This window comes from Thermocrinis ruber (assembly GCF_000512735.1).
GTDB classification, from domain to species: Bacteria; Aquificota; Aquificia; order Aquificales; family Aquificaceae; genus Thermocrinis; species Thermocrinis ruber.
On the sequence record NZ_CP007028.1, the window covers coordinates 1389387 to 1404851 of the forward strand.

Here is a 15465-nt window from a genome sequence, read left to right on the forward strand (position 1 = left end):
CTCCTTTTGCTTTTCTAAATGCTTTTAAAGTTATTTTAACGGACTTAAAATGTCAAGGAGGTTTATAATAAAAAAGCCATGCTTTCAAGGAGGGTCTCTCATATAAAGCCCGCCCCAACCTTAGCCCTCAGTGCTAAAGTCAATCAGCTCAAAAGTCAAGGTCTTGATGTGATCGGTTTTGGCGCCGGAGAGCCAGACTTTGATACCCCCGAATTCATCAAGGAAGCCTGTATAAAAGCCCTAAAGGAAGGTAAAACCAAGTACAGCCCCTCCGGTGGAATACCTCCCCTAAGACAAGCCTTAGCAGAAAAGCTCCTAAAAGAGAACAACGTTGAGTACAAACCTTCTGAAATTGTAGTAACAGCCGGTGCCAAGATGGCTCTTTACTTAGTTTTCAGTGCCATATTGGACGAGGGTGATGAGGTCCTGCTGCCATCCCCCTACTGGGTAACATACCCCGAACAAATTTTACTCTGCGGTGCAAAGCCCGTAGAGATCAAACTAAAAGAAGAAAATGGATTCATCCTGAGGGCGGAGGATATAGAACCATACATAACCAACAGGACAAAGGCTTTGGTGCTTAACTCTCCCTCAAACCCCACAGGTGCGGTGGTACCCGAGGAAGAGATAAAAAAGATCGCGGAGCTCTGTCTTTCAAAGAATGTGTTTATTATTTCCGATGAATGCTACGAAGCCTTTGTCTATGATGGAGAGAAGTTTGTTAGCCCCGCCAGTCTTTCAAAGGAGGTCCGAGAAATTACCTTTACAGTGAACGCCTTTTCAAAAACCTACTCTATGACCGGTTGGAGGGTTGGTTATGTTGCCTGTCCGGAGAGGTTTGCCAAGGTAATTGAGGACCTAAACAGCCAGACCATATCCAACGCCACCACCTTTGCCCAGTATGGAGCCTTGGAGGCCCTAAAAAATCCCGACGCCAAAACCTTTGTCCAAACCATGCGTTCTGCCTTTGAAAAAAGAAGGGATTTAGCTTACAACTTACTTAAGGATATCCCCAACATTTCTGTGGTAAAACCAAAGGGTGCCTTTTACATCTTTCCAAACCTAAGCTACTATTCCTCTAAGCTGGGTTCAGACCTTGCCCTTGCGGAGTTCTTGCTGGAGAAAGGTAAAGTGGCGGGAGTTCCGGGTTCTGCCTTCGGAAGGGAAGGTTATCTGCGCCTTTCCTACTGCCTTTCGGAGGATACAATAAAGGAGGGCATAGAAAGGCTCAAAAACGCCCTTGCCCTCTTAGAAAGCTGAGCTTTATCATCCTTTAAAGGCTTGACTTGCCATTAAAATATAGACAAAACCAAAAAGGAGGAAGTGTCATGGCTCAAACTGTTAATTTAAAAGGCAATCCTGTTGCCCTTTGTGGTCCCACTTTGCAGGTGGGTCAGAAGGCACCCGAGGCTGTGGTGGTTACCAAAGACCTTCAGGAAAAGGTTATTGGCGGTGCCAAAGGTGTAGTTCAAGTGATCATAACTGTGCCCTCTTTGGATACTCCCGTTTGCGAGACGGAGACCAAAAAGTTCAACGAGCTTATGGGTGGTATGTCTGGGGTGGATGTAACTGTGGTATCTATGGACCTACCCTTTGCTCAAAAGAGGTTTTGCGAGAGCTTCAACATAGGCAACATAACCGTAGCCTCCGACTTCCGTTATAGGGATATGGAAAAGTACGGCGTTCTAATCTGTGAAGGCGCACTAAAGGGCATACTGGCAAGGGCGGTCTTTGTGGTAGACAAGGAAGGAAACATAGCCTACATCCAACTGGTGCCAGAAATCACCCAAGAGCCCAATTACGAGGAAGTGGTAGAAAAGGTAAAATCACTACTCTAAAACCTTCCCCCTCCGGGGGCTTTATAAATAAAGACTAAACTCCTGTCTATCCTTAACTTGATAGAGGTTTACTTCCCTTGACCTGCTTCCCCTTTTGTCCTCTTGCCCCTGTCTAAATTCCCACTGCAAGTTTTTACCGTTCAAACTAAGCATCTCCATTCTAAAACCTACCTTAGAGAGACTTTCTATTAGATTTTGCACCTCTTGGACAGTGGGCGGTCTAAAGTCTCCCCTAAAATCCACCTTAACACTTATGGCATCTTTAATTACCCTTATTCTAAAGTCTCCTTCCTCAAGCTTTACATACAAACTCTTAGCCTCGTGAAAAGTGTGGAAGTGCTTTGTATTTTTTACCTCTTGGACATTTTCTATCTTATCTTCAAACCTTTGGGGAGAAACTCCCATGTTATAAAGGTGTGAATGTTCTTCCTCTTTTTTGCTCTTTTCTATGGGCGATAACTCAGATTTCTCAACCCTTTGAGGTAAATCCTCAAGAACATTTTTAGCTACCTTTAAGGAAATAGTAGCAGGATTGTTGCGTAGGTCTGCCTTTGTATACTCTTCCTTTGGATAAAGCTCAAGTTCCGAACCATCAAAAAATCCCTGTGCAAACTCTTCTGTTTGAGGTTCGTCGCTATTTTTCAAACCATTACCAGCATTAGTTTGGTTAATGTTCAAAGGGCTTTGTAGTTTCTGGTAATTGGTTAGAATTTGATTTTCTAAGGTTTGATAAGAAATTTTGGTAGAAAACTGTGCGATGTTTACTTTAATGTTTGAAGCCTCGGGTTTAACTAGGAAAAGCTCATTATTTGTGTCTTGAGATTGTTCTTTCAAGCTTTTAAGCTGTACCAGCAAAGCATTTAACTTTTCTTCGGTGGATAAGTTTGTATCAGTTCCGTTAAGAACATTGTATGCTTTTGCATTTTCTTCTTCAGAGATCTGTTTAATCTGTCCATAGGCAAACAAGCCAAAGATTGAGAGGTTAGTTAGAAAGTCGTTGCTCTTTTGCCCCTTGCCAGTCGTTGGAGCTTCTTTCCCTTTCTCTTGAACTTTCAAAGAACCCTCAGGAGTTATGGCCGGGTTGAAAGAGATATCAGCAGCTTTTATTAAATTCAAAACATCCTCAAAGTTTGACGCTTGGGATGACGGATTAAAGCCAACACCCTTTTTTCCAATGTTTAGCTCTGCCTTGTTTAGCTCCCCCGTTATTCTCATTCTTGAATGTATAATTTAACCCGATGAGAGTTTTTAGTCAATTGCTTTTTCCCCTTAGCCTTTTCTTACCCATAACTGCCTTTTCTGAGGTAGTTATCCTTTCCAACTATCCTCTACCAAAAAATAACTTTGAGAGCTTGGTTAGTGAAGAAAACTACCAAACAATCGTGGAAATTCTTAAAAGTTTGGATGAAGTAAAAAATGTAACCGTTGAGGAAAAGGATGGACAAATAACCATTAAAGTGGAGAGGTATCCAATACTAAAAAGCGTGAAAGTAAAAGGTAATGTAGCGGTTTGGAAGGATGAAATTTTGAACTATTTGACCCTCTATGAGGGCGCACCTCTAAAGGAAACGGACCCTAAAAGCTTAGAGGATAAACTTAAAGAGCTGTACAGAGAGAAGGGCTATATTGAGGCAAAGACGAAGGTAAATATAAAAATTGACGAGCTTGGGTTTGCTTCCATTGAGATAGAAGTGAAGGAGGGAGATGTTTTTTTCATCGGTGGAGGAGTTTACAAGGGCTCCAGCTTAGACCCAAGCTTTTTGGATGAACGCTTGGGAATTATAAAAGGAAAGGTAGCCAAGGAGGGAGAACTTTCAAGGAAAGTTTTTGACCTGCAGGATATATACTTATCCCTTGGCTTTTGGGACAGCTTTGTTTACTATGAAGGACTGCAAAGGGCTAAGATGGAAAAGCCCTTTTGGAGGGTCCTTCTGCCCACAGACCCAAGCATTGAAAGGCGACCCCTAAGGCTTATAGGCGCCTTGGCGGAGGGCATTAAAAACCTTTTCAGCCATCCTATAAGCACACTAAAGGCAATATCAGGTAAGGGAAAATTAGCCTATCCCGTTTTTTATGTCTATGAGGGGACAAGATATCAAGCTTTTTTTGAGGGAAATAGCTTTTTTAGTCCACAGGAACTGTTGAAAATTTCAGGACTTCCTCAAAAGGGAATAGACATATTTTCCTTGGAAGAGGCTAAAGAAAGCATAGTAAATGCCTATCAATCAAAGGGTTTTTTTGATGTAGAGGTAGAATACAAGCAAGAAGGAGAGACAATATTCTTTTCCATTAAAGAAGGTCAAAGATACAATGCTATTGTAAATGGTCAAACCCTGCCATACGATGAGGAAGAGTTAAAGAAAGAAGTAGAAAAAACGATAGAACAATTAAAAGCACAAGGCTATATACTTGCAGAAGGAGAGATTAAAACAAACATTGATAAAGACAAAAAATTAGTAAACGTATCCTTTGATATAAACAAGGGCAAAAAACAAATACTTAAGGCTATAAACTATATTGGCAACAACAAAGATATAGCAAAAATTTTTAGAGAAGTTAATAAGAAATTGCCAGCTATCTATGATTCGGCTTTGATAGAGCAGTTGAACTTAAGAATAGAAAAATACCTTAAAGGCAATGGTTATATGGAGGGTAGCTTTGAGGCAGAGGTTATGTTGGAGGAAGAGGAGGATGTCATAAACTACATATACACCTATAAAGTTTCAGAGGGGCCTAGATACAAAGCGGGCTTGGACCTTTACTACGGCACTAAAATCACTAGCAATAGGGAACTCTCTTACATGACAGTTCGGGAAGAATTTTACTCGGAGAAAACTTTAGACGAAACCTTATACAACTTTATAAGTAGCAATCTCTTTATTGGTGTAAAGATAGATACCTTTATAGATACGGATAAAAAGCAGGTGCATCGGCTAATAAAACTGCAAGAAGACAAAAGAGGTTTTTATGACCTTGGAGTGGGTTATAACTCTCAAGAAGGTTTGATTTTGGACCTAACATTGGGTTTAAAAAATCTATTTGGTATAGGTCTGTCCTCCATCTTAAACTACAAAAGTAGTGAAAAAAGAGAAACATACAGTTTAAATTTTGAAGATCCTTTCCTCTTTACGCGAAAGCTTTGGTTTAAAAGCAATGTTTTTAAGGACTATCAGGAACGCAGAGTATTTACCTTAAACACTCAGGGTTTTGCCCTCAGCATGGGTTATAGGATAACCAGATATACCTCCTTTGGTCCATTCTTTTCTATCTCTGATAACCGATACTTAGGGACAAGTGCAAGGCTTAATAAATACGGTTTATTTCTTTTGAGGGAGTACAAAGACGACATTTTCAACCCTCGTAGGGTGCATTACAACAGCTTGAACCTTTTAAAGGCTTCTGGAGATCTCAATTATACAAAAGTAGAACTTAACACCTTTTACTTCATTCCCATAACCACAAACTTAAACTTGAGCTTCAAGGTCTCCGGAGGCTCCGCTTGGGGCTCGGTGCCCATATTTGACAGGTATTTTTTGGGTGGATTAACCAACCTAAGGGGCTACTCTTACGAGGAAGTGGGAAGTCCAACGGGTGGAAAATCTTTTGTCTTTGGTAGGGTAGAGTTGGAGGTGCCGTTGAAGGGTTCCTTTGTTTTTGTACCTTTCTATGATGTGGGAGGGGTGGGAGAATCTTCCAACCGATTACCAAGAGATATAAAACATAGCTTTGGCTTTGGAGGTGGCGTAAAAACACCCGTGGGACCCATAAGATTAGATTTAGCCTTTCCCGGAGAAAGGGACTTTTTAAAAAAGTTCAAACTTTACCTGTCTGTTGGATATATCTACTGACCACACCTTCAAGAAATTTTAGAAACTCATCCCGAATGTCGCTTCTCTTTAAGGCAAACTCCACAAGGGTGGTGAGGTATCCAAGGGGTGTTCCGGTATCATACACCTTTGCGTCTATCTTTAGGGCATAAACCACTTCTTCTTCAAGCAAAAGCCTTATGGCATCTGTTAGCTGTATCTCTCCCCCCTTGCCGGGTGGTGTGATCTTTAGTTTTTCAAAGATTTTTGGAGTAAAAAGGTATCTACCGACTATGGCAAGGTTTGAGGGTGCTTCCTCCTCTTTTGGCTTTTCTATAAGGTCATCTATGAGGTATATATCTTCCTCTATTAGCTTTCCATCCACTATGCCGTATTTGCTTACATCCTTTCTATCTACCTCAAAGACTGCCACTACGCTTTTGCCAAACCTTTCGTATATTTCCAACATGCGTTTTATTACGTTTTTCTCGCCTTCAATAATCACATCACCCAGGGCCACTATGAAAGGCTCGTTTCCAACTACGGGTTCAGAGACAAGAACCGCATGACCAAGACCTAACTGTTCCTTTTGCCTTACGTAGATTGGGTTGGTAAGCCTGCTAATTTCCCTTATGTTTTTTAGAAGTTCTTCTTTACCCATCTGTTCTAAGTGTTTTTCAAGGTCTGTGTTTATATCAAAGTAGTGTTCAATGGGTCTTTTGTGTCTTCCTGTAACAAATATTATGTTTTCTACGCCCGCATGCAGGCACTCCTCCACTATGAACTGGATCACTGGCTTGTCAATTATCGGGAACATCTCCTTGGGCATAGCTTTGGTAGCGGGTAAGAACCTCGTTCCCCACCCTGCCACTGGCAAAACTGCTTTTCTTACCATAAATTTTATTCTAACACGGAGGGTGGAAAAATGATAGAAAACTTGGTAAAAGATTTGGCAAAATTTGTTGAAGGTGGTCTATCTGTGGAGCTTTACGATGGCAGGGTTATTGGGGAGGGCAAGTGCAAAGTGGTGGTGAAGGACCCAAAGGTTATAAGGGATATAATCAAGGACCCGGAGATGGGCTTTGGTGAGCATTATATGAAAGGAAACATTCAGATAATTGGAGACTTGGAAAAGTTCCTCCGCGGTTGCACGAAGTATTTGAAGGATGGAGGAGAAAAGTTAAGGTTTATGCCACTCAGATCCCTATTAAAAATATTAGGGCTGTTGAAGTTTGTAGAAGAGAAGGAAGTTCAAAGGCACTACGACCTTGGGAACGACTTTTACAGTCTTTGGCTTGACAGTTCTATGACATACTCCTGTGCTTTTTTTAAGTCTCCCGATTGCACCTTAGAGGAGGCGCAGGAGGAAAAAAGAAGGATCATATACGAAAAGCTACAACTATCGGAAGGAGACAGGCTTTTGGACATTGGGTGCGGGTGGGGTTCTATAATCCTTGAATCCGCCAAGCTTTATCCGATAACTACAGTAGGAATAACCCTTTCAAAAAACCAGTATGAGTATGTAAAGGAAAGGATAAAACAGGAGGGACTTGAAGGTAGGGTAGAGGTTTACCTGATGCATTATGAAGACCTTCCCAAGTTAGGTTTAAAGTTCAACAAGGTTGTCTCCGTTGGCATGTTTGAACATGTGGGTAAGGGAAGGCACAGAAAGTTCTTTGAGGTGGTGTCAAAAATAATGGAAGATGGGGGACTGTTTTTGCTACACACCATAGGGAAGGTTCATCCTTCTTCGCAAAGCAGGTGGATAAGAAAATACATATTCCCCGGTGGCTACCTTCCTTCCATAGAGGAAGTGCTAAGGGCAGTAAGGCACTTAGACTTTAACCTGATTGACATAGACGATTGGAGGCTTCACTACTACTTTACCCTTAAGGAGTGGCTAAGAAGGTTCTACTCTGTGGGTGATTATGTAAAAGAAAAGTATGGAGAAGAGTTTTTTAGAATGTGGGAATTGTACTTGGTGGCATCTGCAGTTTCCTTTTACAACGGTAGCAATCATCTCTTCCAGTTTCTCTTTTCCAAGGGTGTTGTCAATAACTATCCAGTTATGAGGAGGAGTTTCCTTCAGCCTCTGTTGATGGCTTGAAGTTCTCCAAGCCCGCTTCTTAAAAACTCCCTCACAAAGGGGTCTTGGCTTTCCAGAACCTCCTGTGGTGTGCCTATTAAAACAACCTCACCTTCCCTTAGGATCATAATTCTGTCTGAAATGGTGAAGGCAGAGACCATGTCGTGGGAGACTACCAGGGCAGTGGATGAGGTTTTGTCTCTAAGTTCTTTTATTAGGTTGTCTATTAACCTGCTCGTTATAGGGTCTAAGCCGGAGGTAGGCTCATCGTAGATTACCAGCTTGGGTTGTGTAGCTATAGCCCGGGCTATTCCTACCCTTTTTTTCATACCGCCGGAGAGTTCAGAGGGATAAAGCTCAAGGGTATGTTCTCCCAAACCTACCATCTTTAGGTAAGTGAGGGCTATTTCTTTTAGTTCTTCTTCTTTCATGTTAGAATGTTCTAAGTAATAAAAAACCACATTCTCCCAGACTTTCAGACTGTCAAAAAGGGCTGCACCCTGAAAAACGTAGCCGATCTCTTTCCTTAGACCATTTAGCTCCAATGGATTTATTTGGGTTAGGTCTTTCCCAAAGACCTTTATGCTTCCGCTGGTGGGCTTTAACAGCCCCACTATGCACTTGGTGATTGTAGTTTTACCGCTTCCGCTACCACCAAGTATGGTAAATATCTCGCCCCTATTAATCTTAAAGGAGACATTCTTTAAAATGTGCCTGCCTTCTATGATTAAGTTGAGGTTTTCCACTTCTACTACTGGTTCCATAGCCTCTTATAGTATAATATTTGCCATGGCTGTGATAGTTAGAGTTCCTACACCCCTTAGAAGGCTTACAAACGGACAGGGTGAAGTGCAGGTGGAAGCCCATACCATCAGAGAGGCTGTGGAAAAGCTGGAGAGCCTTTATCCGGGCTTTAAGGAGCGCCTTTTGGATGAGAACGGAGAGTTGAGAAAGTTTGTCAATATCTACCTCAACGACGAGGACATAAGGTTCCTGAAGGGTATAGACACAGAACTGAAAGACGGAGATGTGCTCTCTATTGTGCCCGCCATAGCTGGGGGCTTTTAACCTTGAGGGAATTTCTAAAGAAGCTTTCTGAGTTCAAGGACCTGACCAAAGGAGAGATAATTCAGTGCCTTGAGGATATCACAGAGGGGAGGGCTACCGACGCCCAGATAGGTGCTTTCATAATGGCTATGAAGATGAAGGGGGAGACGGTAGAGGAGTTGGAGGGCGCTGCGAGCTTTTTCAGAGAAAAAGCCACTAAGGTGAATGTGGAGGACCCGGATAACCTGGTGGACACTTGCGGAACGGGTGGAGATCTTTCGGATACCTTCAATGTATCCACCATAACCGCCTTTGTGTTGGCGGGTGCGGGTATAAGGGTAGCAAAGCATGGCAATAGGTCTGTCTCTTCAAAAAGCGGTAGTGCGGACCTTTTAGAGTTTTTGGGTGCAAAGATAGACCTGGGACCAGAGCAGGTTAAGAGGATGATAGAGGAGATAGGCATAGGCTTTATGTTCGCACCCCTCTTCCACCCTGCCATGAAGAGGGTGGTGGGTCCCAGAAGGGAGGTGGGTATAAGGTCCCTTTTCAACCTTATAGGTCCTCTATCCAATCCGGCGGGTGCCAAAAGGCAACTTTTGGGAGTTTTTTCAGACCAGTTTGTGGAAAAAGTAGCCCACGTTTTGCTTAGGCTTGGTGTAAAAAGGGCGGTGGTGGTGCACGGGAAGGATGGTATTGACGAGGTTTCTATATCCGCCCCTACTACCGTGGCGGAGGTAAGTGGTGGAGAGGTACGCGTATACGAATTTACACCGGAGGAGCTTGGTTTTAGGCGTTATCCTATAGACTACATAAAAGTAAAATCTGTGGAGGAAAGCGCAAAGGTGGCTATGTCCGTTTTAAAGGGAGAACCATCTCCCGCCCTTGATATGGTTCTTTTGAACTCCGCCTTTGGGGTGTTTGTTTCTGGTATGGTTGATGATTTAAAAACCGCCTTGGAGGTGGCAAGGGACTCCATAAAAAGTGGTAAAGCCCAAAGGAAACTCTCCGAGTTTATTGATCTATCAAAAAGGCTTTAATGTTTAAAGTAGGCAAGGTGTCTTACCTCAACACTGTACCCCTGTTTTACCGCTTTGAGGACCCAATGATTGAACTTGTGGAAGGGGAGCCGTCCTATTTGGTTTCTCTACTTAGATATGGGAAAATTCACGCGGGCATTGTCTCCTCGGTGGAGTATCTTTTTAATCGCTCCCAATATAGAGTTGTGTCAGGACTGTGCATAGCCTCCAAGCAAAGGGTTTGCTCTGTTCTTTTATTCTCAAAAAGACCAATGTTGGAGATAAAGAGGGTGTATCTTACTCCCGCTTCCTTGACTTCAAAGATATTATGCAAACACCTTTTAGAGGATGTTTATAAGCTCAAGCCCGAGTATGTGGAAAGCAGAGAGTCTGCGGATGCCCTTTTGCTAATAGGAGATGATGCATTATATGAGAAAAGGCTGGGCAAGTTTGAATATGTCTATGACTTGGCGGAAGAGTGGCACAAGGTTTATAGTCTACCCTTTGTGTTTGCCCTATTTTTGGTGAGAAAGGATGCGGACCCTTCTTTGGATAGGCTCATAGAGGAGTTAGCCCTCAAGTCCATAAAAGCCTTTTATGAGGATTTTGCACAAGGAAGGGTAAAGGTGGAGGGTTTCTCAAGGGATGAGCTAAAGGATTACTTTTATCACTGCATTGACTACTTTTTGGACGAGGAGAAAGAGAGGTCCCTTGAACTTTTTGGAAGTTTAGCCTATAATCATAGGTAAATGCTCACTTTCAAAGAGTTAGCCCTCTTTCTTCATGTGCTTTTTGCCTGCATCTGGGTGGGGGGAATGTTAGCTTTGGTTTTCGTTGTAGCACCTGTGTTGAGAGGACTTAAAAACAGAGAGGAGCTATTTTTAACCTTGGGAAGGCGCCTTAGCTTTTACGGTACCTTTTTATCCTTGGGAGGGCTTTTCATAACCGGCTTGATAAACATACATTATCTTCTTGGCTTTTCTCAGCTTTTGGACCTTTCAAATCCATACACTAAAACCCTTTGGAACAAGCTATTTGCCTTCTTTTGTGTGGTTGGCGTTTCTTTAGCCCATGATCTGTATTTTGGAAAGAGAGCTTACGAAAGGAGGTTTAACCTTTACATGGCAAGGTTTTTGGGCTTTTTGAACCTCATTCTTTCCCTTTTGGTCGTTTTCTTCGCAATAAAACTCAGGCTTGGAGGTTAAAACATGGCACAGGTGGTATCTACCCAAGAGAGGGAGTTTTCTCCTCTGTCGCCCACAAAAAAGGTTCTCCTTAACCAAGAGGGTTTGCGCTCCATACTCTTCTGCCTGAAAGAAGGTCAGAGAATCCCTCTACACACTTCACCTTATAGGGTGATAACATTGGTTCTATCCGGAAGAGGAATGTTCTTTTTAGGTTCCGAAGAGAACTCCGTAGAACTCAAAGAGGGAGATTATGTCTTTTATGAAAGACAAGAGCCGCACGGTTTTTACGCCTTGGAGGATATGGTGGTTTTGGCTTTTGTTTTCTAGAGCCTACCGAGGTTTCTCAAAAAATTTACAATGCTAAAGAACCAAAGCCTTGCAATATGCCAATCCACCGCGTCGTAATTATCGCACATAGTATGCCTTATTGGGAGTGGGTGAGAACTCAAGAAGAGGGTTTTAAGCCCTACCTTCTTGAAGGGTATGTGATCGCTCTTTGCAGAAGGAACTGCCCTAAGCTCCACCTCAAAACCTATCTCCTTTGCACTTCTGTAGAAGGCCTCCGCCAACCAATAATCATTATAGCCCTCTTTATCTTCGTAAAGGATGGCAGGATTTTGCCAACCTATGCCGTCCAAGTTTATACAGTAATAGGCGTGCTTTGGCTTTTTTAATGTATGAAACTTGGAACCCTCCAAGCCTACCTCCTCTCCGTCGGTGATCAAAAACCTGAGCTTGAAAGGAATGTTGTAATTCTCTCTCAGTTCTTCGTAAAGATAGGGCAAAAGTAAAGATGCCAAGCCGTTATCTATGGCACCTTGGGTTTTGGGTTTTGTGTCCATGTGGGCTACTATATAAACCACCGGACCTCTGCCCAGCTCAAACACAAGGTTGCTGAGCTTTAGCTCCTCCTCTCGGACCTCCACCTTTAACTTGATGTAAAAGTCCTTTACCTTTGGAAGGTCGCTCCTTTTGATGCAAACAACAGCCATCTCTTCCTCCGTGATACCATAAAAGACCTGGTCTAACTCCTTTAGATAGCAAACTACTGCTTTTATGTTCTTGGACTTTAAAGCGTTCCAATCTATACCCTTGGCGGTCTGCAGTGCAATGTCACCCTCTATAAAATCTTCTTTCAAATATCCCTCAAAGCTTCCGCCTATGCTACCCACAAAAGGAAAAGCTTGAATCTTTCTTCCCTCCACCTCCAAGCTGGCACCAATAGGGACACGCTTTTCTACACTAAAGTGCTCCTCCCAAAAGGGGATGGATTTTTCTCTAAGGAGGTTTTTTAAAAACCTCTTTGCTTCCCTGTGGCCGTTGGTGTTGGGGAATCGGTTTAAAGTTAGGTATTCATAAGCCCTCTCTCTGAGCTCTCTGTAGGTTTTACTTTTCATAAACGGGCGTTAGCCATCCCTTATATCTTTCTATCTTCCCTCTTACTGCGTTAAAGTATAGCTCCTGAAGTTCCCTTGTGATAGGTCCTACCTCTCCACCGTTGATTTTACGATCATCCACCTCCACCACGGGGGTGATCTCTGCGGCGGTACCCGTTAGGAATATTTCGTCGGCCACGTAAAGCTCACTCCTTGCCACAGGTCTTTCCTCCACTTCCAGCATAAGCTCGTTCTTTGCCAGCTTTATAACTGCAGCGCGTGTTATGCCCTCAAGTATATGCTCCGAATAGGAGGGTGTAATGAGCTTCTTGTTCCTAACCAAGAATATGTTTTCTCCAGAGCCTTCAGCCACAAAGCCGTTTTGATTTAGCAATATAGCTTCATCATATCCAGAAAGCAGAGCCTCCGTCTTAGCCAATGCACTGTTCACATAAGCGCCTGAAACCTTCCACCGGGAGGGAATGGAGTTGTCATCGTTCCTACGCCAAGAGGAAACTTTAACCCTTGCACCTTTGGAGGTATCCAAGTATCTGCCAAACCTGTACAGGTATATGGCTACGGTAGGAGTAAAGCCCGTAAGCTTAGGTGTGAGGGCAAGGTCTTTAAAGTATGCGATAGGTCTTATATAGACATCCTCTCTTATTTGGCTTTTGACAAGAATTTCCTTTGTAATATTTATAAGGTCATCCACCGTGTATCTGAGCTCCATAAACATTGCCCTGCAGTTATCTATCATTCGCTGGTAGTGCTCCCTTGCAAAGAGGATATAGAGCTGACCTTCCTCTTCGTTCCAATAAGCCCTTATACCCTCAAAAACGCAGGTGCCATAATGAAAAGAGTTTGTCTTTATACTTATCTTTGCTTCCTCTACGGGGACTATTTGGTCTTCAAAGAAAGCGTATTCCATGGCATTTTATTATAATATCTTTTTCAAACTACCATACGGAGGTTTTTAGATGGCTGTTCCGAAGAGAAGGACTTCAAGCTGGAGAAGGGATCAAAGAAGGGCGCAAAACTTTTTTGCAAAGCTAAAAGTAAGGGCGCTAGCAGAGTGTCCTAACTGTGGTGAAATGATTATGCCCCACAGGGTATGCCCCTACTGTGGTTATTACAAGGGCAAACAGGTTCTAAATAAAATATAAGGATAAATGCCTAAGATCGCAGTGGATTGTATGGGGGGAGATTACGCCCCCGAGGAAATCGTCAAGGGTTGCATCTTAGCATACAAAGAGCTTGGTCTGAGCACCTACCTGGTAGGAGACAGAAAGGCAATAGAAATTATCCTACGTAAAGAGGGAGTAAAGGAAAGTGAAGCCCTGACCATAGTTCATGCGGAGGAAAAAGTGGAAATGCACGAACCTCCCTCGGTAGTACTTAAAAAGAAGAATTCTTCCCTTTATGTGGCGGGTATGCTGGTAAGAGAGGGGGAGGCGGATGGTCTTGTGTCTGCAGGCAACACGGGTGCAGTGCTAGCAGTAGGTAAGTTTGTGGTAGGTACGGCGGAGGAGGTGGAAAGGCCCACCATAGGAGTGCCACTTCCAAATCCAAAGGGCAAAACGGTCCTTTTGGATGTGGGTGCCAACGTGGATTGTAAACCCAGACATCTTCTGCAGTTTGCCATAATAGGGCATACCTATGTGGAGGAGATTTTGAGTATAAAAAACCCGCGGGTAGGCATCCTGAGTATAGGTGAGGAAGAGGGTAAGGGCAATGAACTGGTGAAGGAAACCTATCCCCTCCTAAAGATGTCCAAGCTAAACTTTTTGGGCAACGCAGAAGGTAGAGATATATACGCGGGCACCTTTGATGTGATCGTGTGTGATGGTTTTGTGGGCAATGTGGTGCTAAAGGCAAGTGAAAGCCTCGGTTTAGCAGTTATTCAAATGATAAAGGAGGAGGTTCAAAAGAGCCTTCTGGCAAGGCTTGGTGCCTTGTTGATGTTGCCCGCTTTGAACAACTTTAAGAAGAAGGCGGACTTTGCGGAGTATGGGGGCATTCCCCTCTTGGGTGCAAAAAAGCCCGTCATAATAACTCACGGCAGGGCAAACGCCAAGGCTATAAAGAACGCCATAAGGGTAGCCAACGAGTTTTTAACCCATCGCTTTAACGAAAAACTAAGGGAAAATCTAATAAAATTGGCTCCAGAAGGAGTAAAAATCTGATGGGCATTACACTGCAAGGATTGGGCTACTATGTGCCGGAGGATGTGCTCACTAACTTTGATTTAGAGAAGATGGTAGATACATCTGATGAATGGATCGTAACGCGCACGGGTATAAAGGAGAGAAGGATCGCAAAAAAGGAAAGCCTTTTGGACATGGCAGAAAAGGCAAGCAGGATGGCGCTGGATATGGCAAAGATCTCTCCCCAAGACATAGACGCTATAGTCTTTGCCACAATTACACCCGAGCTTGGTTTTCCTGCTTCCGCTTGCTTACTGCAGGGCAAACTTGAATGCAAAAGGGGCTTTGCCTTTGATATATCCGCTGCGTGCAGTGGCTTTTTGTATGGCTTGGAGGTGGCAAAGGGTCTAATAGAAGGAAATGGACTAAAAAAGGTTCTCTTGGTGGGTGCAGAAAAGCTCTCAGACATTGTTAACTGGCAGGACAGGAGCACCTGTGTGCTCTTTGGTGATGGTGCGGGCGCAGTGGTTGTTTCCAATGAAGGAGAGGGTGAGATCTTGGCTTCTGTTATGAGGTCTGATGGGAATGCATGGGAGATCCTGTACGCAGAAAGGTGTGGTTATATAAACATGAAAGGGAGGGAGCTTTTTAAACTGGCAGTTAGGAGTATGGAGGAGGTGTGCCTTGAGGTTTTGCAGAAGGCAGGGTTGAGCGTGGAGCAGATAGACCTTTTTGTGCCCCATCAGGCGAACATAAGGATCATGGAAGCCCTTGCAGAAAGACTAAACATAAGCATGGAGAAGGTTTATTCAAACATTCACAAATACGGAAACACAAGCGCCGCATCCATACCCATAGCCCTAACAGAGGCATACTTGGAGGGAAGATTGAAGCGGGGAGATTTGGTGCTCATGACCGCCATGGGCGGAGGGCTAACCTGGGGTGCAACGTTGATTAGATTTTAA

17 protein-coding genes are annotated in these 15465 nt (G+C 43.4%); 12 read left to right on the forward strand and 5 right to left on the reverse strand.

All coding sequences use genetic code 11. The annotated features are described in order from the left end of the window. Positions 1–78 precede the first annotated feature (78 nt). Both THERU_RS07530 and tpx read left to right on the forward strand, forming a co-directional pair. Entirely contained in the window at positions 79–1260 is a 1182-nt protein-coding gene (locus THERU_RS07530; RefSeq protein ID WP_025306664.1) for a pyridoxal phosphate-dependent aminotransferase, read from the forward strand. Positions 1261–1328: 68 nt separating this feature from the next. After that, a complete protein-coding gene (gene tpx, locus THERU_RS07535; protein WP_025306665.1) occupies positions 1329–1838 on the forward strand; it encodes a thiol peroxidase in 510 nt (169 codons plus the stop codon). A 21-nt stretch (positions 1839–1859) separates the two neighbouring features. On the opposite strand, the gene THERU_RS07540 is transcribed toward tpx, so the two are convergent. Then, complete coding sequence (locus THERU_RS07540) at positions 1860–3053, reverse strand: hypothetical protein (protein ID WP_025306666.1); 1194 nt, start codon at positions 3051–3053, stop codon at positions 1860–1862. A gap of 23 nt (positions 3054–3076) precedes the next feature. On the opposite strand from THERU_RS07540, the gene THERU_RS07545 reads away from it, so the two are divergent. Beyond that, positions 3077–5686 carry a BamA/TamA family outer membrane protein gene (locus THERU_RS07545; protein ID WP_156916208.1) on the forward strand — a complete coding sequence of 870 codons (2610 nt, stop codon included), beginning with the start codon at positions 3077–3079 and terminating at the stop codon, positions 5684–5686. On the opposite strand, the gene galU is transcribed toward THERU_RS07545, so the two are convergent. Continuing rightward, positions 5652–6539, reverse strand: coding sequence for a UTP--glucose-1-phosphate uridylyltransferase GalU (galU, locus tag THERU_RS07550; RefSeq protein ID WP_025306668.1), 888 nt, complete (start codon positions 6537–6539; stop codon positions 5652–5654). The two genes, THERU_RS07545 and galU, sit on opposite strands and share 35 nt — an antisense overlap. Before the next feature lie 30 nt (positions 6540–6569). Here galU and THERU_RS07555 point away from each other — a divergent pair, with 30 nt between their 5' ends. Continuing rightward, a complete protein-coding gene (locus tag THERU_RS07555) occupies positions 6570–7751 on the forward strand; it encodes a class I SAM-dependent methyltransferase (RefSeq protein WP_025306669.1) in 1182 nt (393 codons plus the stop codon). Here the strand turns inward: THERU_RS07555 and THERU_RS07560 are convergent. Next, positions 7730–8494, reverse strand: coding sequence for an ABC transporter ATP-binding protein (locus THERU_RS07560; RefSeq protein WP_025306670.1), 765 nt, complete (start codon positions 8492–8494; stop codon positions 7730–7732). The genes THERU_RS07555 and THERU_RS07560 overlap by 22 nt on opposite strands. A gap of 25 nt (positions 8495–8519) precedes the next feature. Here THERU_RS07560 and THERU_RS07565 point away from each other — a divergent pair, with 25 nt between their 5' ends. Genes THERU_RS07565 through THERU_RS07585 form a run of 5 tightly spaced genes read left to right on the forward strand, consistent with a single transcriptional unit; the run spans position 8520 to position 11307 of the window. Continuing rightward, positions 8520–8798, forward strand: a complete 279-nt coding sequence (locus THERU_RS07565) for a ubiquitin-like small modifier protein 1 (protein ID WP_025306671.1) — start codon at positions 8520–8522, stop codon at positions 8796–8798. 2 nt (positions 8799–8800) lie between these two features. Further along, the gene (trpD, locus tag THERU_RS07570; protein WP_025306672.1) at positions 8801–9814 is read left to right on the forward strand and encodes an anthranilate phosphoribosyltransferase; all 1014 of its coding nucleotides are present in this window, start codon (positions 8801–8803) and stop codon (positions 9812–9814) included. Beyond that, positions 9814–10542, forward strand: a complete 729-nt coding sequence (locus THERU_RS07575) for a menaquinone biosynthesis protein (protein ID WP_025306673.1) — start codon at positions 9814–9816, stop codon at positions 10540–10542. Before trpD ends, THERU_RS07575 begins: the two co-directional genes overlap by 1 nt. Continuing rightward, positions 10543–10998: a hypothetical protein gene (locus tag THERU_RS07580; protein WP_025306674.1), complete on the forward strand. Its 456-nt coding sequence runs from the start codon at positions 10543–10545 to the stop codon at positions 10996–10998. A 3-nt stretch (positions 10999–11001) separates the two neighbouring features. Further along, positions 11002–11307 carry a cupin domain-containing protein gene (locus THERU_RS07585; RefSeq protein ID WP_025306675.1) on the forward strand — a complete coding sequence of 102 codons (306 nt, stop codon included), beginning with the start codon at positions 11002–11004 and terminating at the stop codon, positions 11305–11307. On the opposite strand, the gene THERU_RS07590 is transcribed toward THERU_RS07585, so the two are convergent. Beyond that, positions 11304–12377: a M28 family peptidase gene (locus tag THERU_RS07590; protein WP_025306676.1), complete on the reverse strand. Its 1074-nt coding sequence runs from the start codon at positions 12375–12377 to the stop codon at positions 11304–11306. The genes THERU_RS07585 and THERU_RS07590 overlap by 4 nt on opposite strands. Then, entirely contained in the window at positions 12367–13284 is a 918-nt protein-coding gene (ilvE, locus tag THERU_RS07595; RefSeq protein ID WP_025306677.1) for a branched-chain-amino-acid transaminase, read from the reverse strand. The genes THERU_RS07590 and ilvE overlap by 11 nt, the downstream gene beginning before the upstream one ends. Positions 13285–13333: 49 nt before the next feature. Here ilvE and rpmF point away from each other — a divergent pair, with 49 nt between their 5' ends. From rpmF to THERU_RS07610, 3 genes are read left to right on the forward strand one after another with little or no spacing between them, the layout of a single operon-like run. Next, a complete protein-coding gene (gene rpmF, locus THERU_RS07600; protein ID WP_025306678.1) occupies positions 13334–13519 on the forward strand; it encodes a 50S ribosomal protein L32 in 186 nt (61 codons plus the stop codon). A 6-nt stretch (positions 13520–13525) separates the two neighbouring features. Continuing rightward, positions 13526–14539, forward strand: a complete 1014-nt coding sequence (gene plsX, locus THERU_RS07605) for a phosphate acyltransferase PlsX (protein ID WP_025306679.1) — start codon at positions 13526–13528, stop codon at positions 14537–14539. Further along, positions 14539–15465 carry a beta-ketoacyl-ACP synthase III gene (locus THERU_RS07610; RefSeq protein WP_025306680.1) on the forward strand — a complete coding sequence of 309 codons (927 nt, stop codon included), beginning with the start codon at positions 14539–14541 and terminating at the stop codon, positions 15463–15465. Before plsX ends, THERU_RS07610 begins: the two co-directional genes overlap by 1 nt.

What these genes read in the sequence shown, in the direction of transcription:
- THERU_RS07530 (WP_025306664.1), top strand. Translation starts at nt 79, where the DNA reads ATGCTTTCAAGGAGGGTCTCTCATATAAAGCCCGCCCCAACCTTAGCC.
- tpx (WP_025306665.1), top strand. Translation starts at nt 1,329, where the DNA reads ATGGCTCAAACTGTTAATTTAAAAGGCAATCCTGTTGCCCTTTGTGGT.
- THERU_RS07540 (WP_025306666.1), bottom strand. Translation starts at nt 3,053, where the DNA reads ATGAGAATAACGGGGGAGCTAAACAAGGCAGAGCTAAACATTGGAAAA.
- THERU_RS07545 (WP_156916208.1), top strand. Translation starts at nt 3,077, where the DNA reads ATGAGAGTTTTTAGTCAATTGCTTTTTCCCCTTAGCCTTTTCTTACCC.
- galU (WP_025306668.1), bottom strand. Translation starts at nt 6,539, where the DNA reads ATGGTAAGAAAAGCAGTTTTGCCAGTGGCAGGGTGGGGAACGAGGTTC.
- THERU_RS07555 (WP_025306669.1), top strand. Translation starts at nt 6,570, where the DNA reads ATGATAGAAAACTTGGTAAAAGATTTGGCAAAATTTGTTGAAGGTGGT.
- THERU_RS07560 (WP_025306670.1), bottom strand. Translation starts at nt 8,494, where the DNA reads ATGGAACCAGTAGTAGAAGTGGAAAACCTCAACTTAATCATAGAAGGC.
- THERU_RS07565 (WP_025306671.1), top strand. Translation starts at nt 8,520, where the DNA reads ATGGCTGTGATAGTTAGAGTTCCTACACCCCTTAGAAGGCTTACAAAC.
- THERU_RS07575 (WP_025306673.1), top strand. Translation starts at nt 9,814, where the DNA reads ATGTTTAAAGTAGGCAAGGTGTCTTACCTCAACACTGTACCCCTGTTT.
- THERU_RS07580 (WP_025306674.1), top strand. Translation starts at nt 10,543, where the DNA reads ATGCTCACTTTCAAAGAGTTAGCCCTCTTTCTTCATGTGCTTTTTGCC.
- THERU_RS07585 (WP_025306675.1), top strand. Translation starts at nt 11,002, where the DNA reads ATGGCACAGGTGGTATCTACCCAAGAGAGGGAGTTTTCTCCTCTGTCG.
- THERU_RS07590 (WP_025306676.1), bottom strand. Translation starts at nt 12,377, where the DNA reads ATGAAAAGTAAAACCTACAGAGAGCTCAGAGAGAGGGCTTATGAATAC.
- ilvE (WP_025306677.1), bottom strand. Translation starts at nt 13,284, where the DNA reads ATGGAATACGCTTTCTTTGAAGACCAAATAGTCCCCGTAGAGGAAGCA.
- rpmF (WP_025306678.1), top strand. Translation starts at nt 13,334, where the DNA reads ATGGCTGTTCCGAAGAGAAGGACTTCAAGCTGGAGAAGGGATCAAAGA.
- plsX (WP_025306679.1), top strand. Translation starts at nt 13,526, where the DNA reads ATGCCTAAGATCGCAGTGGATTGTATGGGGGGAGATTACGCCCCCGAG.
- THERU_RS07610 (WP_025306680.1), top strand. Translation starts at nt 14,539, where the DNA reads ATGGGCATTACACTGCAAGGATTGGGCTACTATGTGCCGGAGGATGTG.